This is a genomic window from Galactobacter valiniphilus (genome assembly GCF_003575975.1).
In the GTDB taxonomy this organism is placed as follows: domain Bacteria; phylum Actinomycetota; class Actinomycetes; order Actinomycetales; family Micrococcaceae; genus Galactobacter; species Galactobacter valiniphilus.
Window position 1 is genome coordinate 88,292 of sequence record NZ_QQXK01000001.1, and the last position, 21,669, is coordinate 109,960.

Below are 21,669 nucleotides of genomic sequence, written 5' to 3' on the forward strand. Positions count from 1 at the left end.
CTACGGTATCAGCGCCGGGTGATGCGGGCCACACCCGGACTCCCCTAGGCTGATACCACCCGGTAACTTTTGGAGGTTTCAGTGCCCTCGCTTCCGTGTTTTCTTTCCTTCCCTGCCCGACGGCGCGGGGCAGCTACCGCGGGACCCGGCGCCTCGGGCGCGGGGTCGCTGGCCGGTGAAACGGCCGCTCAGCGGGGCGACAGCCAGGGCGGTACCCAGGGCGGCACCCAGGGCGAGGCGAGCGCCGAGGCCGTGCGCGACGCCGTCGTACTCATCACCGGGGCCGCCCGCGGCATGGGCCTGCTGTACGCGCGCAAGGCTGTGGCGGCCGGCGCCGCCCACGTCCTGCTGTGGGACGTGGACGCCGCTGCGCTCGAGGAGGCCGCGCGCGAGCTGGAGCCGCGGGGCTCGGCCGAGCTGCACCCGCTCGCCCTGGACCTCGCCGACCGCGAGGCGCTGCTCGCGGCGGCCGCCGACGCGCTCGCGACCTTCGGCACGGTCAACGTGCTCATCAACAACGCGGGCATCGTGCGCGGCAAGCGCTTCTGGGAGCACGACCCGGCCGCCGACATCGAGGCCACGCTGCGCGTCAACACGCTCGCGCCCATGTGGCTCACGCGGGCCCTCCTGCCGGCCATGCTCGCGGACCGCTCCCGCGAGGCGCGGATCCTCAACATCGCCTCGGCGGCCGGCACACTCGCGAACCCGAACATGAGCGTGTACGCATCCTCCAAGTGGGCCATGCTCGGCTGGAGCGAGTCCCTGCGGCTCGAGCTGGAGAAGGACGGCCACCGCCACGTCGCCGTCACCACCTTCTGCCCGAGCTACGTCTCCACCGGCATGTTCGAGGGCGCGCGCGGGCCGTTTCTGACGCCGATCCTCACGCCGGAGACCGCGGCGTCGGCCGCCTGGGACGGGATGCTGCGCCGCACGCCCGTGGTCATGCGTCCGTGGACCGTGAAGTTGGGCGCCGCCCTACGCGCCGCCTTGCCGACCCGGGCCTGGGACGTGGTGGGCGGCAAGGTGTTCCACGTGTATTCCTCGATGGACAAGTTCACGGGGCGCGCCGGGAAGTAGATTTCGCGCGGCATCCGGGACGATGTAGCCGTGGACTTTCTTGACGTCGTGGGACAGCTCTTCCGGTGGATCGGACGCGGGCTGCTGGCCCTCTCGGACTGGGTGATCCCGGACTTCTTCACGGGGCGCGACAAGCGGCCCGCACCCGACGGCACCCCGCCGAGCAAGCGGGCCATGCGCCATGCCCGCAGGGAATTCGCGAAGAAGGCCGAGCGAGAGGCGGGCAAGAGGCCGTTTGCCGAGTACCCCGTGGCTTGGGAGCCCTGCCCGCGTTGCGGCCACCTGTGGGTCGATCACTACGTGGGTGACGACGTCGAGGGCCCCACCACCTGCTCCGACTGCGTCAAGGACGACGTCGACATCGACTGCCCGGCCAGGCCCCTGCCCCGCTGACGCCCTCCGCTCCCCTCAGCCCTCGCCTGGTGCCGACTCTCCGGCGGGCTCGGCGGCGGGTTCCGCGACGGGTTCGGGGACGGGTTCCGCGAGCTCCCAGCGCCGCGTCACCCCGAGCTCGGACAGGAAGTCCTCGTCGTGACTGACCACCACGACGGCGCCTTGGTAGGAGCCCAGCGCGGCGCCGAGCTCCGTGATGGAGTCGAGGTCCAGGTCGTTGGTCGGCTCGTCCAGGATGAGCAGGCGCGGCGGCGGGTCGGCGGCGAGCACGCGGGCCAGGTCCACGCGGAAGCGCTCGCCTCCCGAGAGCCGGCCCAGCGGCTCCTTGACCCGGTCCCCCGTCAGGCGCAGGCGCCCGGCCAGCTCGCGGGCGCGGGCCTCGGTGAGGCCGGGGACGGCCGCCACGAGGTTCGCCAACACGCTCTGCGCTTCGTCGAAGCCGGCGCCGCGGCGCTGCGTCATCACGCCCGCCGGGACGAGGGCACCCGGCGCGATCGCCTCGAGCAGCGTTGACTTCCCCGAGCCGTTCGGCCCGAGCAGGGCCACCCGCTCGGGGCCGCGGATCTGGAGGCGTGCCCCGAGAGCCAACTCCACGCCGTCGTCCATCAGGACCCGGCCGGGCAGCTCCGGCACCTCGGCGTCGAGGGCCATGCTTCCGGCCCCCAGGCCCGCACCGGGGAGACGGATGTCGATGCCGGCCACCTCGCGGACGGCCTCGCGGGCCTCGTCGAGGGCCTCGCGGGCGGCACCGAGCCTGGCCTCGTGCAGCGCCGAGCTCTTGCCCGCCGTGGCCTCGGCCGCGTTCTTGCGGGTGTTGGCGAGGATCTTGGGCATCGACTCGGCGGCCTTCTTGCCCTGGGCCGCGGTGCGGGCGGAGGCAGTCAGCGCCGCCTGCCTCGCCCGCTGCTCCCGCCCGGCGACCGCCTCGGCGCCGCGTAGGGTGCGCTCGGCCGCTGCCTTAGCCAGCGCCTTGCGCTCCTCGTAGTCGTCCCAGCCCCCGCCGAAGAGCTCGAGCACCACGCCGTCGGCCCGCCCGGCGCGGACGCGGCGCGGGCGCAGCTCGGCGATCGCGTCGACAGCCCGCAGCAGCGCCCGGTCGTGGGAGACCACCAGCACCGTGCCCGGCCACGAGCCGAGGGAGGCGATGAGCGCGTCCCGCGCCGCGGCGTCGAGGTTGTTGGTCGGCTCGTCCAGGATCGTGAAGGCCGGCTCCGCGAGTCGCAGCCCTGCGAGCGCCACGGCCATGGCCTCGCCGCCGGACAGCGTGGAGACGGGGCGGTCGAGGATGCCCGGCTCGAGGGCGAGGCGTTGGAGCCCGGCCGCGGCGAGCGCGGCGAGCGCCTGGTCCTCGGCGTCCCAGTTGTCGCCGATGATCTCCATGAGCTCGGCGGCGCGCTCGGCGCTCGGTTCGCCCGTCGTGAGCTCCGCGAGGGCAACAAGCACGGCGTCCACACCGAGGAGCCGCGCCACCGTGACCTCGGCCGCGAGCGTGAGCTTCTGCGGCAGTACGGCCACCGGCTCGGGGCGGGAGATGGTGCCGGAGGCGGCGGTCAGCTCGCCGGAGATGAGGCGCATGAGCACGGATTTGCCGAGCCCGTTGGGCCCGATGACGCCGGTGGTGCCGGCGCCGAACGTGGCGCTCAGCTGGTCGAAGACCTGGCGGCCGTCGTCGAAGGCGAAGGAGACGGAGTCCAGGACAACGCTGGGGGTCAACATGATGGAGTTCCTCGGTGGTGTGCCGCGGCGCGCTCGACCTCAGACGGGAGCGTGCTCAAACAGGCGGCGGTGGTGCACCGAGCGGGCCGCTACGGCCTCGCCTCGGCGCGATTCACGCGAGGAAGGAATCCAACGTCCAGCCTTTCGCAGACAACAGGACGTCTCCAGGGTGGCAGGCCCGGTTGGGAGAAGTCAACCGGACCTGCCGTTGCGGCTAGTTCGCCACCACGTCTTGCCCGAGCCGGAAGCGCAGCGTCGAGCGCGTCTGCGGCCACTCGGCGGCCGTGATCGAGTAGACGCACGTGTCGCGTAGGGAACCGTCGCGGGTCCGCACGTGCTGGCGCAGCACGCCGTCGAGCTTGGCGCCGAGCCCCTCGATCGCCGCGCGCGATTGCTTGTTGTGCCACGACGTCCTGAACTCCACCGCCGGGCAGCCGAGCTCCTCGAAGGCGTGGCCGAGCAGAAGCAGCTTGGACTCGGCGTTGGTCCCGGAGCCGTGCGCGGACGCGGCATTCCAGGTGGAGCCGATCTCCACACGCGGGATCGAGGCGTCGATGTTCATGTACGTCGTCATGCCGATGATGCGCTGATCGCGCTGCGAGACGGTCGTGAAGGCCAGCATGCTGCCGGCCTCCTGCAGCGCCAGCCGCCGCTCGATCTCGGCCCGCATGCCCTCCGGCGTGGGGATGTTGGTGTACCAGAGCCGCCACAGCTCGCCGTCCTTGACGGCCTCAATCAGCCCCTCCTCGTGTTCAAGGCTCAGGGGCTCGAGGCGAACCAGGTCGCCAGTCAGGGTCAGGGGCTTCAGCGCGCTCATAACCCCACGCTACGGCGGGGCGAGGCCGGGAGGAAAGAGCACGACGTCGTGCACCGGGTCCGCGTCGCGGCCCGCCTCGGGCGGGCCCAGCCAGCGAGCATTCGTGAGTGCCGCGTGCCGTGTCCCCGTGCCCGCGAGTGCCCTGTGCCGCTCGGGAGCCGGCGGCGCGCGGCACTCGCGAACGAGGGCGGACGGCACAAAGCACTCGCGAACCGCGCCCAGGATGCCCGACGGCGGGTGGCCGACCTGAGCGCGAGGGCCACGCGCCGTGGGCCCGCGAGACACCTTCCAGCGTGGCGCGACGGCCGTGCAAAGATCCTTGGCTAACGTGCGGTCAACACCCGCGCCAGGAGTTAGTCTAATTGCATGAATAAATCCCGCATCGCCGCCGTCACGGCCTTCCTTCCCGAGGAACGCCGCACCGCAGCGCAGACGGAGGCCCGGATCCTCGAGAGCAATCCGGGCCTTCACCTGCCCACGGGACTCATCACGCGCATGACCGGCGTCGAGTCCGTCTACGTCCGCCCGGCGGACTGGCAGGCCTCGGATCTCGCGGTCGCCGCGGCGCGCCAGGCGCTCGAGGCCTCCCCCGGCGGCGTGGATCTCCTGATCTTCGCGAGCGCGAGCCAGGACCTCATCGAGCCGGCCACGAGCCACATCGTGAATCACAAGCTCGGCCTCGAGGCCCCCGTGTTCGACGTCAAGAACGCCTGCAACTCGGTCATCAACGCCATGCAGGTCGGCTCGGCGCTGATCGAGGCCGGCGTGCACCGCCGCATCCTCATCGCCAGCGGCGAGGGACCCACCTCGGCCGTGCGCTGGAAGGTCAAGGACAAGGAACAGTTCCTGCGCTCCTTCCCCGGCTACGTCATGGGCGACGGCGGGGCCGCCGTCATCCTCGAGGCCGCCGAGCCTGGAAGCGACGCGGGCATCCTCGCTTCCTCCTTCGTCTCCGTCTCCCGGCATTGGACCGTTGGCACGCTCCCCGGCGGCGGGACCATGGGCAAGCAGGACCCCGAGAGCCTCTACTTCGACATGGACGGCGCTGGCCTGCAGCGGGCCTTCCTCGAGCTCGGCCCCGCTCCGGTCGAGGAGCTCCTGAAGCGCGAGGGCCTGACCACCGAGGACTTCGACCTCGCGGCCATCCACCAGGTGGCCCTCCCCCACGTAGCGCCCGTCCTGGCCCGCCTCGGCGTGGCAAGCGAGAAGGTCGTCGTGACGGTCGTCGACCACGGCAACCTCGCCTCCGTCACGCTGCCCCTGCAGCTGCAGCTGGCCAAGGAACGCGGCATGATCGGCCCCGGCTCACTGGTCCTGCTCATCGGTCTGGCCGGCGGCATCAGCCTCGGTCTCATGGTGGTGAGGCTCTGATGAGCGCGCGGCTCGGCATCGCCGTCCCCGTCCTCAACGAGCGCGCCTGGATCCTCCCCACGCTCGAGGCCCTGCGGGACCAGGAGGACCCGGACTTCGACGTCGTCTTCGTGGACAACAACTCCACCGACGGCTCGGCCGCGTTCATCGAGGAGACGGCCGCGGCCTGGGGCATGACCCGCTGGCGCGTCATCCACGAGGCCCAGAAGGGCACCGGCGCCGCGGCGGACACGGGCCTGCGCGCCTGCATCGAAGGCGGCGCCACGATCCTCGGCCGCACCGACGCCGACTGCCTGCCGCGCCAGGACTGGACCGCAGCACTGCGGCGCTGCCTCGCGCCCGTCGAGGAGGGCGGACTGGGCCTGGGACTCGTGGGCGGCAGCCTGCTCCCGCGCCGCGACGAGGGGCTCAGCAAGGCAACCATCGGCGCGCTCATGGGCGCCGTGGCCGTCGCCGAGGCCTTCGGACAGGTCCGGCCCGGCAACCGCAGCACCCAGTATCAAGGTCCGTACATGATGGCCGCCGGCTGCAACGTGGGCATCACCTCCGAGCTCTACCTCGCCGCCGGTGGCTTCGCCCGCACGCGCATCGAGGACCTCCACGAGGACCGCGCCCTCGTCAACGCGGTCCGCCGCCTCACGCCGAACTACGCGCGGCGGCGCGACGTGGTGGTCTTCGGCTCCAGCCGCCGCGTCAAGGCCTGGGGGCTGGCTAAGACCCTGCGCTGGTACAAGGACCACTCTTACCGACCCAACCACGTGGACATCCGCGACCCCGAATCCGACCGCGCCATCAACTTGGCCGAGCGCCGCGAGGACCAGGGCGGCCTAGAGCTGGCCCAGCGCCGCGACCGCGCCGTCATGAAGGCCGCCCACCCCGTCGCCTTCCCGCTCCTGGACGCCCTCCCCGGCAGGTTCACGCGCCTGCCCAAGGTCGGCACGTTTGTGAAGGACCCCGCGCTGCTGCGTGAGGTCTTCCTCGACCAGACACGCTTTGCCAAGACCGGCCCCGGCTCGCCCTCCGATCTGTGGACCCCCATCCTCGGCCCCGATGTCCTCATCAACATGGACGGCCCTGAGCACGCCGCGCTCCGCCGCAAGATCGGCCCGCTCTTCACCCCCGCTTCGGTCTCCGCCATCGTCGAGGACTCACTCACCGCGACGACGGCCGTGCTGCGCGAACGCCTCGCCTCCGGCGAGCGCGTCGACCTCGTGCAGCACGCCAAGCACGCGGCCAGCGTCGTCATCGCCCGGCTCGTCGGCGTGAGCACCGACGTCGTGGGGGATGACTTCTTCCGGCAGGCCGCCCGCGTCACGGGATACGTGTCCCTCACGCGCCGCGGCCTCACCGAGCGCCAGCAGGCGGACGCCCGCGCGGTCATGGACTCGCTGCGGGCCACCGCCGCCGATGCGTATCGCGCGGACGGAGACACCGTCCCCGCCAGGCTGCGCCGCCTCGGTCTGAGCGAGGAGGACGCCACGGGGGTCGTGGCCGTGCTCATCGTGACGGGCACCGAAACGCTCGTCTCGTTCCTGCCCCGCATGTCCGCCCTGCTCATCGACTCCGGGTGGCTGCCGCGGCTCGCCGACGACCAGGCCTCGGCCGACGCCGCCATCAACGAGACGCTGCGGGTCACCGCGCCCACGCCCGTCACCCTGCGCCGCGTCGCCGCCGACACGTCCCTCGGCGGCAAGCGGTTGCGCGCGGGCGAGAGGGTCGTCCTCGGAACGTACTGGGCCACCTCGCCCTTCGCGCCGTTCAACCCCTCCGCGGCGGCGGGGGACCTCAAGCGCCTCTGGTTCGGAGCCGGCGCCCACTTCTGCCTCGGGGCGCCGCTGGCCATGGCCCAGGCGCACCTGCTCTTGGGTGCCTTGGCCGCCGTCCCCGAGCTGCGGATCGTCGAACGCGAGGCGGCCCGCGGCGTGCTCATCCCCGCCTACGCCCGCCTGATCGTGCAGCGCCGGGGCGGTGAGGACCGTGGCTGACCTCGTCGCGTCCGTCCTCGCTGCTGCAGACGCGGCGGCCGCGGGAACGGTCGCCATCCGCTACGGCCGCCGCTCCCTGGGCTATCGCGAGCTCGCCGGGCGGGTGCGTGCGGGGGCTGAGAGCCTCAGGCGCCTCGGGCTCGCGCCGGGCGACCGCGTGCTCTTCACGGTGCGCCCCGGCCCCGACGCCGTGGTCCTCGCCCTGTCCATCGTGCACGCGGGCGGAACCGTGGTCTTCGCGGATCCCGGTGCCGGCGCCGCCCTCTTTGCCGCCCGCGCCTCGCTTGCCGCCCCGCGCTGGGTCGCCGCCGAGTCGCTCCTGCACCTTGCCTCGACGCGGCCGCTGCGCCGCCTGGCCCGCTCCCGCGGCCTCGACCTGCCGCCCTACGCGAGCATCGTCCCCGAGGCCAGGCACCTGCGCGCCGGCCCGTGGCTGCCAGGGACGCCCCGGGGCGCCGTCGGGCTCCGGGCCCTCTTCGCCGGGAAGGCGGGCCGGGGCACCCGGCCCGGCCACGCGGCGTCGGGCCGTTCTTCACAGCACGACGACGCCCGGCCGGCTTCCGGCGCGGGCGCCTGGACGGCCGGAGGCCGGGAGAGCGACGAGGCGCTCGTCGTCTTCACGTCCGGAACCACGGGAACCCCCAAGGCCGTGGTGCACACGCGCGGCTCGCTCGGCAATGGCCTGGGCGATTTCGCGGCGGGCATCGGCCTCGCGGCCGGGCAGAACGTGCTCACCGACCAGCTCATGGTCGGCGTGCCGGCGCTCATCGCCGGCGCCACGTGGACCTTCCCGCCGCACGGAACCCAGCCCGGCGCGCCCAGCGAGGCCTACCTCGACCTCCTCGACGGCGCCGACGTCCTCTTCACTCCGCCCGCCACGATGGACGCGCTCCTGAAGCTCCTCGCGCTCAGCCCCCGGCCGGGGACCGCCCGAGTCCGGACCATCGCCCTCGGCGGCGCGCCGGTGCTGCGCCCGCTCGTGGAGCGCATCCACGAGCGCTTCCCGAACGCCGCGATCCGCACCATCTACGGCATGACCGAGGTGCTCCCCGTGGCGATCGGCGACGGCCTGGCCAAGCTCGCCACCGCCCCGGCTTCCGACGGCGGCGACGAGGCCGGCACCGTGGTCCCGAGCGTCAGGGCCCGGGTCGAGGACGGCGAGTTGATCCTCTCCGGCCCCGGGCTGGCCCGTGGCTACCTCGCGGATCTGCCAGGGAACCCGCTCACCGAGCACCGCACCGGCGACCTCGTGAGGCTGGACGGCAACCGCCTCACGCTGCTCGGCCGCAAGAAGGACATGTTCATCCGCGGCACGCAGAACGTGTACCCGGGGCTCTACGAGCCGCTCGTCGCCGGGCTGCCCGGGGTCTCCGACGCCGTGCTGACGGGCGTGCCGGACGGGATCGGCGACGACCGGCTGGTCCTCGTGGTCATCCCCGAGGACGCCCCGCCGGTCGGCTTCGACGCGGGCCACCCGCTCACGGCCACCGTGGCCGCCGCCCTGCCGGGGCTCATGGACGCCGGCGCGCTTCCCGATCTGGTCCTCGCCACGGACGCCTGGCCGCGCGCCGGGCGGCATCAGAAGCTCGACCGCCGGGCGTTGGCCGCCCAGGTGGGTGGCTGGGCGGCGCAGCACCCGGGCGCCCTCCCCGGGGACCCCGCCTCCGAAGGCGCGCCGTGACGGTCCTCGTCACGGGGGCCGGCGGCTTCGTGGGCGGCGCGGTGGCCCGGCGCCTCGCCGAGTCGGGCCACGAGGTCATCGCCGCCGTGCGCCGCCCAGGTTCCTTCGACCACCCGGGCGTGCGGACCGTGACGTGGGAGCTGCCCGCTCCCCCACCCGAGGCCCTGCGCGAAACCCGGCCGGACGCCGTCGTGCACGCCGCCGCCCGCGTCGACGACACCGCCCCGTGGGCACCGGCCTTCCGCGCCAATGTGCTCGGCACGCGCGCGGTGCGCTCGGCGTTCCCCGGCGCGCGGCTCGTGCTGATCTCCACCTCGAGCGTGTACGACGGCGCGCGCGGCGTGATCGACGCCAGCGAGGAGGACGCGCAGCCCGGCGGCCAGCGCGGCAGCTACGCGCGCACCAAGTTCCTCGCCGAGGTCGAGCTGAGCGGCACCGACGCGATCATCCTGCGCCCGCACGCCGTCTACGGCCCGGGCGATCGCACCCTGCTCCCCCGCGTCCAGGTGGCGGTGCGCGGCGGGCGCCTGCTCCTGCCGGGCGGCGGGGCCGCCCTCCACGCGCTCACGCACATCAGCAACCTGCTCGACGCCGTGGGGTTGGCTTTGGTGCCCGGCGCGCCGGCGGGCACGTACAACGTCACGGACGCCGCGCCCGTCCCGGTGGGCGAGGCGATCGGCGAGTTCCTGACGCGGCGGGGCGTGGAGCACCGGATCGTGCCGGTGCCGCTGGGCCTGGCGCTCGGCGCGGGCGGTGCCGCGGAGGTTCTCTCCTTCTTCACGCGGCGCACGCCGCGGCTCACGCGGTACGCCGCGGCGCAGATCGGGCGGCAGCACACGTACAACCTGGACGCCGCCCGCGAGGGGCTCGGCTACCGGCCGGCGCCCACGAGCCTCGAGGGGGCCGAGGGCTGGTAGTCAGCGCGCCGGATGTTTGCGCACCACGAGGCTTTCGTAGGCGGGGATGAGCACCTTGCGGCCGTAGCGCCTGCGCACAATGCTCAGCGGCCGTCCGTCGCCCGTGAGCAGCGTCAGGAAGTGGTCGAGCTCCGCGCGGGCCAGCGGGCCGCCGAGGCAAAGGTGCCGCCCCGCCCCGAACCAGAGCTGTCGGTTGTGGGGCTGGTAGGCCCGATCGATCGCGAACGCCCCGGCCACATTGTTGGCGGTCCACGTCAGCACCATAACGCGTTCACCCGCCCTGAGCGTGCGGCCGGCGATCTCCAGGTCCTTGACCACCGAGCGCCCGATGAGCGGTGCCGGAGAGGTGACACGGAGGGCCTCGCGCACGGTGTCCTCGCGGCGCTCGGGCCGCTCCAGCAGCCGCACTTGCTCGCCGGAGTCGATGAGGAGCGCCATCATGCGAGCCATCGCCGAGGCGGCCGTCTCGGTACCGGCGACCATGAGCAGGGTGCACAGGCCCTTCGTTTCCAGCGGGGACAGGCCGAGCCCGCGGCACCTGCCGACGACCGTGTCCCCACCCGCCGTGTCAAACGCGCCGTCGATGTGCCCGGTGAGCCGCTCCACGATCCCGCGGGCCGCGGCGATCTTGTCCGGCGGGAGCACGGTGTCGGACGTGGTCCCGAGGGCGATCGAGGCCAGTTCCTCGCCCGTCGCGAAGATCTCGCGATAGGCGTCGTCGCCCCGCGATGCGTCCACCGGTGTTCCGAGCAGGGTCACGACCATGCGCCCCACGAGGATGCGGCTCAGATCGGCGAGGTCGAGCTCGCCGCCCGCCTCGAGGTGGGCCCGCGCCTCGCTCAGGCGCGAGCCCCAGGCGGACTCGACAAACGCGTCGCTGGTGCGTGCGGTGAAGAGGTCCTTGCTGCGGGTGCGCAGGTCGTGATGCCCGGGACCGTCGAACAGCTCGTTGACCCAGTCGCCCAGGACCTGTGCCCACAGGTGTCCCACCCCGCCCTCGCTGAGCAGGCTGAGATGGGTGGGATCGTTAAGCAGCGCGCGGGCCACGAGCGGATCCGAGGTGATCCACCCCAGCCGGGGCAGCTTCATGAGCGGGCGGGCGTACTGGCCAAGCCAGTTCAGCACGGGCAGGGCCGGGCGAGCCGCCCGCATCAGGCGGTGTTCGTGCGCGGCCGCACCCTGGCCTCGCCCATCGGCGAAGAGCCGCAAGCGGCGCTCGACAGGGGCGGCAGACAGCTCTTCGCGCACTGGCATGGCGTCAGCTTAGGGGGTCTTCGCGAGAACGTGGAGGACGGGATGCAGCAGATACCGGCGGGTCCGGCGCACGGAGCGAGCGGTGCGGCCACAGCGCCGCTCGGGCAGGGTCTCGTGCCCCTCAGTCGACGGCCAGGACCGTGAGGTCTCCGTCCAGGGTGGTCACGGCGATGAGGTCGGCGCCCACCGCGGGCACTCCCTCGGTCGCGGGGAGCGTCAGGAGCTGCACGGTGCCGTTGGGGGCGATGCTCAGGACGTGCGTGCCCGGCCTGCTGCTCCCGTCCACGTGAACGGTCACACGGCCGTCACCGGCCCCGGCGCCCGAGGCGTCCATCGAGCTCGGGTCGATGGACGCGACCTCCCGCACCGTCTTGGCGTGGAGGTCCACCGCCGCGACCTTGTCCCCGGTGGCGATGAGCGCCTGCTGGTCGGAGGCGGCCAGGAGCCGCAGGGGCGCAAGTTCCTCGCCCGAGCCCCGCGCGGACACGGTCAACACCGCCTCCTGCGTCGCCGGCATGGCGTCGTCGACGACGGCGCGCATCAGCTTGATCTGTCCGTCTTCCCTGGTCTCCCACAGGATTGTGTCGTCGGTGCCCGCCCACACCTCCGAGGCCCCGGGCGCCGGGATGAGGCTCTGCTGGGTGCCGTCGAGCGCGCTCGTCACGACGTGCCGGCCCTCGACCGACCCGATCGTGAAGGCCACGTGGTCCCGGGCCAGCACGAGCCGCGTGCTGGAGAAGGGTTCCTCGCCCACATCGTCCGAGCCAAAGACCTTGGTCACCGCCGAGCCATCACGCTTGGCCTTGTAGAGGGTCCAGGGCGAGGGCCCGGCCTCGGCCGAGGGAGATTCCGCCCAGACCACCCAGTCCTCGTTCTCGACGGCGTCGAGGACCTGCCCCGGTTCTGCGCCGTCCACCCCCTTCGACGTCGCGAGCGCCCGCTCACCGAGCACCAGCGAGGGGAACTCCTTGAAGGTGCCCGTACCGCCGTCGAAGGAACCGTCGGGCTCCTGGGAGCTGAGGACCTCTTCGCCCACGAAGGCCCACGGAATCGGGGTGCCTCCCTTCACCACCGGGTCCACGCTGCCCTGATCGGCCGGCGTGGACTGGACGGGCTTCGCCGCCTTGCCCCACGCCACGGCGGTGCCGTCGCCCCAGGCGAGCCGGGGCTGGGACGTCCCGCTCGCCGTCGTGCTGGGGGCCGGGCTGGAGGCGGCAGTGGAGGCCCCGGAGGGGCTCGTCGAGTGGCTCGAGGCCGCCGTGCCCACGTCGATCCCCGTGCTCGGGGCGGGAGCCGTGGCGTCCGTGCAGGCGCTCAGTGCGAACGCCAGGGGAAGGGACAGGGCCAGCCGCGGGCGGAATGCGCGCATCGAGCGACTCCTGGGGCAGAAACGACAAGTGGCGGACCGGTTCCTCGATCCGCCACCCACGCTAGGGCCTCAGCTCCAGTCGTAGAAGCCCTTGCCGCTCTTCTGTCCCAGCTCGCCGCGGGCCACCATGTCGCGCATGAGCTGCGGCGGCGCAAAACGCTCGCCGAGCTCGGAGGCGAGGTACTCGGCGATGTCCAGGCGCACGTCCAGGCCCACGATGTCGGTGGTCTTGAGCGGGCCCGAGGCGTGGCCGTAGCCGAGCACCATGGCGTTGTCGATGTCCTCGGCGCTCGCCACGCCCGACTCGACCATGCGGATCGCCTCGAGCGCCAGGGCCACGCCCAGGCGGGAGGAGGCGAAGCCCGGGGCGTCGTTGACGACCACGGCGGTCTTGCCGAGGCCGGCCACCCAGCCGCGGGCGGCGTCCACCAGCTCGGGGCGCGTGGCCTGGCCCGCCACGACCTCGATCAGCTTGGAGGCCGGGACCGGGTTGAAGAAGTGCAGCCCAAGGAAGGAGGCGGGGCGCTCGAGCTCGGCGGCGAGGCCGTCGATGGAGAGCGAGGAGGTGTTGGAGGCCAGCACGGCGCCCTCGGCGAGGTGCGACTCGGCCTCGCGCAGCGTGGAGACCTTGAGGTCCCACAGCTCCGGCACGGCCTCGACGGCGAGCTCCACCGTGGAGAGCGCGTCCTTGCCCGTGGAGACGGTCAGGCGTTCGAGGATCTCCTCGCGCGTGCCGCCCAGGCCGCGGGCCAAGGACTTGTCCACGGAAACGCCGATGCGCTCGGCGGCGGCTGCCGCGGCGTCGATGTTCGCCTCGATCACCACCACCTCGGCCCCGGAGACCAGGAACGCGTGCGCGATGCCCGCTCCCATGCGTCCGCCGCCGATGACGCCCACGCGGGCTGGAAGCTGGCTCATCACTTCTTCTTTCGGTCGAGGAACGCCTGCATGCGCTCGAACTTGGCTTCTGACTCGAACAGCACGGCCTGGGCCAGCGTGTCGATGACGGGGTGCGCCTCGCGGGGCGAGTGGAACACGGCCTTGGTCAGGCGCACGGCCAGCGCGTCCTGCGCGCCGATGCGGTCGGCCAGGGCGTGGGCCGCCGCGAGCAGCTCGCTCGGCTCCACGAGCTCGGTGATGAGCCCGGCCGCGAGGCACTGCTCGCCCGTCAGGATCTTCCCGGCAAAGAGGATCTCCTTGGCCAGCGGCTCACCGACCAGCTCACGCAGGCGCCACGTGGCGCCGGCCCCGGCGGTGATGCCGAGGTTGGTCTCCGGCTGACCCATGCGCAGCTGCGGAGTGCCGAGGCGGAAGTCCGCGGCGTAGGAGAGCTCCGCGCCGCCGCCGAGGGCAAAGCCGTCGAGCGCCGCGATCATCGGCATGGGCAGGCGCGCCAGGCGGTCGAAGATCGTGGAGTTGATGCCGGCCAGGGCCTCGGCCCGGCGGCGCTCCTTGAGCTGGGCGATGTCGGCGCCGGAGGCGAAGAGCCCCTTGGTGCCGGCCTCGGGGTCCGACGGCGTGCCCGTCAGGATGAGGATCTTGGGCTCGCGCTCCAGGTGGTCGGCGAGCGCGTGCAGCTCGTCCACCATGGTCTGGTCGATCGCATTGCGCACCTCGGGGCGGTGCAGGGCCGCGACCACGCGGTCCTCGCCCTCGGTGACGCGCAGGGCAACAAAGTGCTCGGCCCAGGGAGCCGGGGCGAGGCTGGAAGCCGAGCCGGCGCCGTCGTGCGTTTCAGCCACGCTCAGACCCCCTCAATCAGGATCGCGGTGCCCTGGCCCACGCCGACGCACATGGTGGCGAGGCCGAGCTTGCGGCCCTCGCCGCTGAGCTCGCGCTCCATGCGACCCAGCAGCGTGATGACGATGCGGGAGCCGGAGGATCCCAGCGGGTGGCCAAGGGAGATGGCGCCGCCGTCGCGGTTGACGATCTCGGGGTCGATCCCGAGCTCGCGCATCGAGGCGAGGGACTGCGAGGCGAAGGCCTCGTTGAGCTCCACGGCGCCGAGCTCGGAGACGTCAACGCCGTTGCGCTCGAGGACCTTGCGGGTGGCGGGAACCGGGCCCATGCCCATGATCTCCTGGGCCAGGCCGGCGGAGGCGCCGCCGATCACGCGGGCGCGCGGCGTCAGCCCGTAGCGCTTCACGGCCTCGGGGGAGGCGACGATAATGGCGGAGGCTCCGTCGTTCAGGGTGGAGGAGTTGCCCGCGGTCACCACGGAACCGCCGGCCACCACCGGGCGCAGCTTGGCGAGCACCTCGGCCGTGGTGCCGGGGCGCGGGCCCTCGTCGGTGTCGACGATGGTCTCGGCGCCCTTGCGGCCCTTGACCGTCACGGGGACGATCTCGTCGGCGAATCGGCCGGCCTCGATCGCGGCGATGGCGCGCTCGTGGGAGAGCACGGCGAAGGCGTCGGCGTCCTCGCGGCTCACGTTGAACTGGCGGGCGACCTCCTCGGCCGTCTCCGGCATGGAGAAGGTGGCCTTGCCGTCGCGGGAGAGCTCACCGCTGAGGAAGTTCGGGTTGGGGAAGCGCCAGCCGATGGAGGTGTCGTAGACGGCGCCGGGCTTGGCGAAGGCCGTGGCGGGCTTCTCCATGACCCAGGGGGCGCGGGACATGGACTCCACGCCGCCGGCCACGACGATGTCGGCCTCGCCTGCCTTGATCATGTTGGCGGCCATGGTGATGGCGGACATGCCGGAGGCGCAGAGGCGGTTCACGGTGATGCCGGGGACCGTGTCGGGGAAGCCGGCCAGGAGCCAGCCCATGCGGGCCACGTTGCGGTTCTCCTCGCCGGCACCGTTGGCGTTGCCGAAGATGACCTCGTCCACGGCCTCGGCCGGGACGCCGGCGCGCTCCACGGCGGCCTTGATGGTCAGGGCGGCCAGGTCGTCCGGGCGCACCGAACTCAGGGATCCGCCGTAGCGGCCCACGGGCGTGCGCGCACCACCGATGAGGAAAGCCTCGCTCATGTCACTCCTCGAGCATGGGCGCCGCGGCGCCGCGTATTTTCCGACCGATCGGTCAGGTAAGAAGTTACCGGCCGAATGTGATCTGCGTCAATGCGCGCCCCGTACCCCGGTAGGGGGCGGCCTCATGAAGCCACCCCTCCGGCGGGATGCCCCCCGCCGTGCCCCTGATACCTTCCGAAACGTGCCACGTCCCGGACCCCCACTTGTGCTGCAGTACCTCGCGCTCGCGTTGGGCGTGGTGGTGCTCTCCGTGGGAGCCCCGCTCGCCGTCACGGTCGACCGGCTCGATGTCTGGCTGGCGCTCCTGCTCTGCCTGATTCAATCGGCGGCCGTGGCCCTCGCCCCGCTGCTCCCCCGCGGCGCCGCCTGGGCCGGGGCGCTCGTCCTCGGTCCGCTGTCGTGGGCGGCCCTGCCCACCTCCGGCGGGCCGTGGCCCGTCTCGGCGACGAGCATGGTTGCCTTCCTGCTCACGCTGATCCTCGCGAGCCTGCGCGTGCGCTGGACCGCGCTGCTCGCCCCGTCCCTCGCGGCGCTGCTCATCGCCACGGTGCGCATCTACGACAACGGCCCCACCCGCCCCAGCCCCGGCCCGCTCATCGCGGACCTCGTGACCTTTTCGGGGCTCGTGGCCCTCACCCTGCTGACCGCCGCGCTCGTGCGGAACTGGGCCGATGTGCGCTCGGCGCTCGCCCGCGAGCGCTCGCTGAGCGCCGAGGAGGCCTCGGGGGAGTTCGACGACATCGCCGCCACGGCCCGCCGCGCTATGGGCGAGATGCGCGGGCTACTCGCGGTGCTGCGCGGCGGCGAGGATGCCGAGGCCGCGCCCCAGCCGGGCTTGGGCGAGCTCCCGGCCCTCGTGGCCGGCCTTCCGCACGCCGAGCGCGTGACGCTCGATGTCTCCGTTCCGGCACCCGGGCGCGTGCCGGAGGCCGTGGCCCTCAGCGCCTATCGGATCATCCAAGAGGCCCTCAGCAACACGGTCCGTCACGCCCCGGGCGCCCGAGTCACCGTGAAGGTGGCGCACGACGACGCCGGCCCGGCTTTGCGCGTGAGCGTCGCCAACGGCGCACCCTCCAGGGGCGCCGGACCGGCCGGGCCCGCCGGCGGCGGCCACGGGATCGTGGGCATGCGCGAGCGCGCCGCGTTGCACGGCGGCGAGCTCGACGCGGGTTCGCTCCCTGCCGGCGGCTTCCTCGTGGCGGCCCGCCTCCCCTATCTCCCCCTTCCCCTCCCCCGAAAGGACGCCCCGTGACCACGGTGCTCATCGCCGACGACCAGGGCATGGTCCGCGCCGGCTTCTCAGCGATCCTCGCCGCCCAGCCGGACCTGCGGGTGGTGGGCCAGGCGGCCGACGGCGCCGAGGCCGTGGCTCTGTCCCGGAGCCTGCACCCGGATGTGGTGCTCATGGACGTGCGCATGCCCGGCATGAACGGTCTCGAGGCCACGCGCGAGCTCCTCTCCGACCCGGCCCCCGGTGCCCACGTGCCGCTCGTCATCATCCTCACGACCTTCGATGCAGACGAATACGTCCACGCGGCCCTCCAGGTCGGGGCCAGCGGCTTCCTGCTCAAGGACGCGCCGCCCGAGCGGCTCGTGGAGGCCGTGCGCGTCGTGGCGGACGGCGGCGCGCTCCTGGCCCCCGAGGTCACGCGCCGGCTCCTCGATCGCTTCGCTGCGCTGCGCCCCGCCACGCCCAACGCCGCGGCGTTGCGGCTCAACGGGCTCACGGAGCGCGAGCGCGAGGTGCTCGTGGCGATCGGCAGAGGACTCTCGAATCAGCAGATCGCCGAGGAGCTCTTCATCGCGGAGCAGACGGTCAAGTCCCACGTGAGCCGCATCCTGTCCAAGCTGCAGCTGCGTGATCGCGTCCACGCCGTGATCCTGGCCTACGACGCCGGGCTCGTCTCCCCCGCGGGCTGAGCCGGGCACCGCGGCCCCTACTCCGGTAGGGGCCAGGAAGCGCTCCCCCGGGTGATGCCCCGGACACAACCCTCAACGGAGTGTTCATTCCGCGGCCGCCAGAGCGGTGGCCAGCAGGAAGGACACCGTGACCACCCTCGCGCCCCGCCCAGCACCCCAGGCAGGGACTCCGTCCACGTCCGGCAGCCAGCCCCCGGGGCGCGACCGCGCCGTCGACCTCGTCCGCGCCGGGCTCATGCTGTGGGTCGTGACGTTCCACGCGCTCATGGTCGGCGCGTGGGCCCCGGGCGGCGCACCCTCGGTGGGCAACGCGCTCGAAGGCTGGTCCGGCTTCGACGCCCTCACCTGGGCCGGGCAGATCATGCCGCTGTTCTTCCTCTTGGCCGGCTTCTCCGCCGCCGCCTCCGGCCGCGGGAAGGCCGGTTCCAAGCACGACGGCGCGGGCCGCCTGGGCGCGCGATTGCTGCGGCTTGTGCCCGCCGTGGCCGCCGGTGCGCTCTCGGTGACGCTGGGCCTCGCTCTCCTCGCCTCCGCTGGCCTCGACCCGGCACTGCTCGCCGAGGCCGGCTTCCGCAGCGCCCAGCCGCTCTGGTTCCTGCCCGTCTTTGCCCTCTGCACCGCGCTGGCCCCGACCGCGCTGCGCCTGCACCGTGCCGCCCCGCGCGCCACCCTCGCGGCCCTCGCCGCCGCGGCGCTGGCCGTGGATGTGGTGCGCGCCCTCACCGGCAACGACGCCGTGGGCCTGGCCAACATGGTCTTCGTGTGGCTGGCCCTTCAGCAGGCCGGTTTCTTGCTCCACTCCCCCGTGCTCACGGGTCTGCGCCCCGCCCGCCTGCTCACGCTGGCCGCCGCCTGCGCCTCGATGCTCGCCCTCCTGGTCTGGGCCGGGGTGTACCCGAGCAACTTCATCGAGGCCATGACCCCGCCCACCACGGCGCTACTGCTCCTGGGCGCGGCGCAGCTCTTCCTCTTCCAGGCCGTGCGCCCGGTGCTCAACGCCGCCGTCTGGCCGGGCGGGCTGTCCCGCGCCGTCGCCGCGATCAACGCCCACGCCATGACGATCTACTCCTGGCACCTGCCCCTCGCAGTCGCACTGGCCGGACTCTCGTTGGCCTGGGCCGGCCCGCTCCTGCCCGCCCCCACCAGTGCGGCCTGGTGGGCCACGCGTCCGCTCTGGTTCGCTGCCGTGGGCCTGACCCTGTGGTGGCTGGCCAGCCGCGGCGGGCGCACCCAGCGCCTCGGCGCCCGGGTCCCCGGAGCCGCCCCGGCGGCCCACCTCGCCACCGCGCCCGGCCTGCCAGCCACCCTGGCAGGCAACGCGGGGCGCCCGAGCCGGCCGACCGCCGTCGTGCGCTGGATCCTTGCCGTGGCCGGCACGGCCAGTGCCGTGGCGGGTCCCCTCCTCATCCTCGTGCTCGGCGGCACGGGACCTGCGTGGGTGCTCGGCTCCGCCCTGCTCTGTGCCTCCGTGGCGGCGGCGAGGCGCGCCGCCCGCCCGGCCGAACAGGCCCGCGCCTCCTAGGATGGGGGCATGGCCCTGGACCCCTCACCGCAGCGCGATCTGCGCGGCACCCTCTCCGGCATGGAGTACCTGCAGCGCATGATCGACGGCGAGATCAGCGAATCCCCCTTCAACGAGCACCTCGGGATCCGGGTGACGCACGCCGAGCCCGGCACCGTCATGCTCGAGTGCACCGTCCGTCCCGAGCACCTGAACAAGATCGGTTCGGGCCACGGCGGCTTCGTCTCCTCGCTCCTGGACAACGCCTGCGGCCTCGCCGTGGACACGCTCACGGACGCCGGCAAGGTCTGGACCACCATGGATCTGCACGTGCGCTTCCTGAAGGCCGTGACGCTCGAGGCCGGCACGCTGCGCATCGTGGGCCACGCCGACCACGTGGGCGGGCACACCTCCGTGTCCCACGCCGAGGTGATCCGCGCCGATGGAGCGGTCCTGGCCTCGGCGACGTCGAGCCTCTATGCGCTCGACGTCGCGCGGCTGGCCGCCGCTTCCGCGGCGGCTCCCAGCGTGGCCGAGGCGGGCGACGCCGCGTGACCGGCGTGGTCGTCGATGCCGCCCCCGCGTGGGGCGTGTGGACGCTCTTGGCTCTGGCCGCCGTCGTGGCCGTGGCCGATTGGGACCTGAGCACCAAGCCCACCACGTGGCTGCGCTGGATGAGCAAGGGCACCGTGCCGGCCCTGTTGGTCGTGGCCGTGTCCCTGTATTCCGTGTCCGGCAACAAGCCGTCCTGGGCCGCCGTCGCGGCGACCGGCGCGCTGGCCTTGTGCCTGCTGGGCGATCTCTTGTTGCTCGACGACAAGCGTTTTGTGTCCGGCGGCGTGGCCTTCGCCGCCGCGCACGTGCTCTTCATCGGGGCCCTGCTGCTCGATGCCTACGGCGAGGGCTGGCCCGCCGGGGTGGGCGTGTTCGTGGCGTTGGCAATCGTTGCGCTTGGCTCCGTGACGTGGGCCCGCCGGGTCATCACTGCGACGTCCGAACCGGGCATGAAGGTCATGACCGGCGCCTACCTGGCGCTCCTGAGCCTCGTCATCATCGCCGCCGGCATCGACTCCGCGGCGCCGGGCGGGTGGCTGGCGTTGGCGGGTGCCGTGAGCTTCTACGTCTCCGACCTGCTGCTGACCTCGCGCCGCGCCCGCGCGCTGGATCCCGTTGTGGCCGGCGACGGCCCGTGGGTCATGGTCACCTACCACCTGGCGCTGTTCTGCCTCGCCGGGTGGGCGTTGATGGCCTAGCCGCTGGCACGGCGGCAAGGCACCATGCAGCACACCGGATCACACAACGAAGGAGCCCCCGTGGAAGCCCTGGACCAGATCGTTGAAATTCACTTTCCGCTTCGCCTCGACGAGGACACGGACTGGATCGAGGATGTCGAGGAGCTGCTCTTTGAGGCCGAAGGCACCGTCGCGCCGCTGATGTACGACGACGGAGAAGAGCTGCGGGGCGCCGATGGCGAGCCCGAATACGTCTTCTTCATCTCCAACAATCCGCTCGCCGAGCTGATCGCCTACGGACGCACGTTGCTCACCCTCGAAGGTGTGCCGGCCGGGGGCCACCTGAGCGTCAATGACGAGGAAGGCGAGCTAGGTAGAGGCGAGCGGATCCAGTAGTTCCACGGTGCGGCGCCTTCCAGACACGCACTGCGCCACGTCTTCTACCGCGCCGGGTGGGCGTTGGTGGCCTGAGTAGCGCTCTGCGCATCAGCACTAGACTCATCCCCGTGAGCACCTCCCTTCCTCCCCGCGTCTCGGACACCTTCGACCCCACCCGCTGGCGCGTGGTGCAGGGCTTCGACTTCGAGGACATCACCTACCACCGGCAGGTGGAGCGCAACGAGGCGGGCGAGATCGTCCGCGACCTGCCCACGGTCCGCATCGCCTTCGACCGCCCCGAGGTGCGCAACGCCTTCCGCCCCGGCACGGTGGACGAGCTCTACCGCGCGCTCGATCACGCGCGCATGACCCCGGACGTGGGCTGCGTGCTCCTGACCGGCAACGGCCCCTCCCCCAAGGACGGCGGCTACGCCTTCTGCTCCGGCGGCGACCAGCGCATCCGCGGCCGCGACGGCTACCGCTACGCCGAGGGCGAGACCTCCGAGACCATCGACCCGGCCCGCGCCGGCCGCCTGCACATCCTCGAGGTGCAGCGCCTCATGCGCACCATGCCCAAGGTCGTCATCGCGGTGGTGAACGGCTGGGCCGCGGGCGGCGGACACTCCCTGCACGTCGTCTCCGACCTCACGATCGCCTCCAAGCAGCACGGCAAGTTCAAGCAGACCGACGCCACGGTGGGCTCCTTCGACGCCGGCTACGGCTCCGCCCTCCTGGCCCGCCAGGTGGGTCAGAAGTTCGCCCGCGAGATCTTCTTCCTCGCCCGCGAGTACTCCGCCGAGGACATGGTCCGCATGGGCGCCGTCAACGAGGCCGTGGACCACGAGCGCCTCGAGGAGGTGGCCCTCGAGTACGCCGCCGACATCGCCAAGCAGTCCCCGCAGGCCATGCGCATGCTCAAATTCGCCTTCAACCTGGCCGACGACGGGCTGGCCGGCCAGCAGGTCTTCGCCGGCGAGGCCACGCGCCTGGCCTACATGACGGACGAGGCCGTGGAGGGCCGCGACGCCTTCCTCCAGAAGCGCGACGCCGACTGGTCCTCCTTCCCGCATTACTTCTAAGGGACGGC

20 protein-coding genes are annotated in these 21,669 nt (G+C 72.8%); 13 read left to right on the forward strand and 7 right to left on the reverse strand.

Translation table 11 applies throughout. From position 1 onward, the window contains the following. The first annotated feature begins 81 nt into the window (after positions 1–81). A complete protein-coding gene (locus tag DWB68_RS00445; protein ID WP_233548525.1) occupies positions 82–1,077 on the forward strand; it encodes an SDR family NAD(P)-dependent oxidoreductase in 996 nt (331 codons plus the stop codon). A 30-nt stretch (positions 1,078–1,107) separates the two neighbouring features. Further along, a complete protein-coding gene (locus DWB68_RS00450) occupies positions 1,108–1,470 on the forward strand; it encodes a hypothetical protein (protein ID WP_119423166.1) in 363 nt (120 codons plus the stop codon). Between the two features lie 15 nt (positions 1,471–1,485). Here the strand turns inward: DWB68_RS00450 and DWB68_RS00455 are convergent, their stop codons facing one another. Together DWB68_RS00455 and DWB68_RS00460 are read right to left on the reverse strand one after the other, a co-directional pair. Next, the gene (locus DWB68_RS00455; protein ID WP_119423167.1) at positions 1,486–3,186 is read right to left on the reverse strand and encodes an ABC-F family ATP-binding cassette domain-containing protein; all 1,701 of its coding nucleotides are present in this window, start codon (positions 3,184–3,186) and stop codon (positions 1,486–1,488) included. Positions 3,187–3,400: 214 nt separating this feature from the next. Further along, on the reverse strand, positions 3,401–4,003 hold the full coding sequence (locus DWB68_RS00460) for a GNAT family N-acetyltransferase (RefSeq protein WP_119423168.1): 603 nt from the start codon (positions 4,001–4,003) through the stop codon (positions 3,401–3,403). A gap of 366 nt (positions 4,004–4,369) precedes the next feature. Here DWB68_RS00460 and DWB68_RS00465 point away from each other — a divergent pair, with 366 nt between their 5' ends. Genes DWB68_RS00465 through DWB68_RS00480 form a run of 4 tightly spaced genes read left to right on the forward strand, consistent with a single transcriptional unit; the run spans position 4,370 to position 9,957 of the window. Next, a complete protein-coding gene (locus DWB68_RS00465; RefSeq protein ID WP_119423169.1) occupies positions 4,370–5,374 on the forward strand; it encodes a 3-oxoacyl-ACP synthase III family protein in 1,005 nt (334 codons plus the stop codon). Next, positions 5,374–7,359 (forward strand): cytochrome P450, encoded by a 1,986-nt coding sequence (locus DWB68_RS00470; RefSeq protein ID WP_119423170.1) that lies wholly within the window; start codon positions 5,374–5,376, stop codon positions 7,357–7,359. Before DWB68_RS00465 ends, DWB68_RS00470 begins: the two co-directional genes overlap by 1 nt. Further along, positions 7,352–9,040: a class I adenylate-forming enzyme family protein gene (locus DWB68_RS00475; protein ID WP_119423171.1), complete on the forward strand. Its 1,689-nt coding sequence runs from the start codon at positions 7,352–7,354 to the stop codon at positions 9,038–9,040. The genes DWB68_RS00470 and DWB68_RS00475 overlap by 8 nt, the downstream gene beginning before the upstream one ends. Then, positions 9,037–9,957 (forward strand): NAD-dependent epimerase/dehydratase family protein, encoded by a 921-nt coding sequence (locus DWB68_RS00480; RefSeq protein WP_158588157.1) that lies wholly within the window; start codon positions 9,037–9,039, stop codon positions 9,955–9,957. Before DWB68_RS00475 ends, DWB68_RS00480 begins: the two co-directional genes overlap by 4 nt. Here DWB68_RS00480 and DWB68_RS00485 read toward each other — a convergent pair whose 3' ends face one another. The 5 genes from DWB68_RS00485 to DWB68_RS00505 form a co-directional block, all read right to left on the reverse strand. After that, positions 9,958–11,211, reverse strand: coding sequence for a cytochrome P450 (locus DWB68_RS00485; RefSeq protein WP_119423172.1), 1,254 nt, complete (start codon positions 11,209–11,211; stop codon positions 9,958–9,960). Between the two features lie 121 nt (positions 11,212–11,332). Then, positions 11,333–12,580, reverse strand: coding sequence for a hypothetical protein (locus DWB68_RS00490; protein ID WP_119423173.1), 1,248 nt, complete (start codon positions 12,578–12,580; stop codon positions 11,333–11,335). A gap of 69 nt (positions 12,581–12,649) precedes the next feature. Then, a complete protein-coding gene (locus DWB68_RS00495) occupies positions 12,650–13,498 on the reverse strand; it encodes a 3-hydroxyacyl-CoA dehydrogenase family protein (RefSeq protein ID WP_119423174.1) in 849 nt (282 codons plus the stop codon). Continuing rightward, positions 13,498–14,247, reverse strand: coding sequence for an enoyl-CoA hydratase/isomerase family protein (locus tag DWB68_RS00500; protein WP_233548538.1), 750 nt, complete (start codon positions 14,245–14,247; stop codon positions 13,498–13,500). Before DWB68_RS00500 ends, DWB68_RS00495 begins: the two co-directional genes overlap by 1 nt. Positions 14,248–14,324: 77 nt before the next feature. Then, positions 14,325–15,551: an acetyl-CoA C-acyltransferase gene (locus DWB68_RS00505; RefSeq protein WP_119423176.1), complete on the reverse strand. Its 1,227-nt coding sequence runs from the start codon at positions 15,549–15,551 to the stop codon at positions 14,325–14,327. A 181-nt stretch (positions 15,552–15,732) separates the two neighbouring features. Here DWB68_RS00505 and DWB68_RS00510 point away from each other — a divergent pair, with 181 nt between their 5' ends. From DWB68_RS00510 to DWB68_RS00540, 7 genes are all read left to right on the forward strand, one after another. Then, complete coding sequence (locus tag DWB68_RS00510) at positions 15,733–16,803, forward strand: sensor histidine kinase (RefSeq protein WP_147391533.1); 1,071 nt, start codon at positions 15,733–15,735, stop codon at positions 16,801–16,803. Next, positions 16,800–17,471 (forward strand): response regulator, encoded by a 672-nt coding sequence (locus DWB68_RS00515; protein WP_199700331.1) that lies wholly within the window; start codon positions 16,800–16,802, stop codon positions 17,469–17,471. The genes DWB68_RS00510 and DWB68_RS00515 overlap by 4 nt, the downstream gene beginning before the upstream one ends. Positions 17,472–17,598: 127 nt before the next feature. Next, a complete protein-coding gene (locus tag DWB68_RS00520) occupies positions 17,599–18,993 on the forward strand; it encodes an acyltransferase family protein (RefSeq protein ID WP_119423178.1) in 1,395 nt (464 codons plus the stop codon). Between the two features lie 9 nt (positions 18,994–19,002). After that, the gene (locus DWB68_RS00525) at positions 19,003–19,527 is read left to right on the forward strand and encodes a PaaI family thioesterase (protein WP_119423179.1); all 525 of its coding nucleotides are present in this window, start codon (positions 19,003–19,005) and stop codon (positions 19,525–19,527) included. Then, a complete protein-coding gene (locus DWB68_RS00530) occupies positions 19,524–20,225 on the forward strand; it encodes a lysoplasmalogenase family protein (protein WP_119423180.1) in 702 nt (233 codons plus the stop codon). Before DWB68_RS00525 ends, DWB68_RS00530 begins: the two co-directional genes overlap by 4 nt. Positions 20,226–20,285: 60 nt before the next feature. Beyond that, positions 20,286–20,600 carry a hypothetical protein gene (locus DWB68_RS00535; RefSeq protein ID WP_119423181.1) on the forward strand — a complete coding sequence of 105 codons (315 nt, stop codon included), beginning with the start codon at positions 20,286–20,288 and terminating at the stop codon, positions 20,598–20,600. Positions 20,601–20,710: 110 nt separating this feature from the next. Further along, on the forward strand, positions 20,711–21,661 hold the full coding sequence (locus tag DWB68_RS00540; RefSeq protein ID WP_119423182.1) for a 1,4-dihydroxy-2-naphthoyl-CoA synthase: 951 nt from the start codon (positions 20,711–20,713) through the stop codon (positions 21,659–21,661). Positions 21,662–21,669 lie beyond the last annotated feature (8 nt).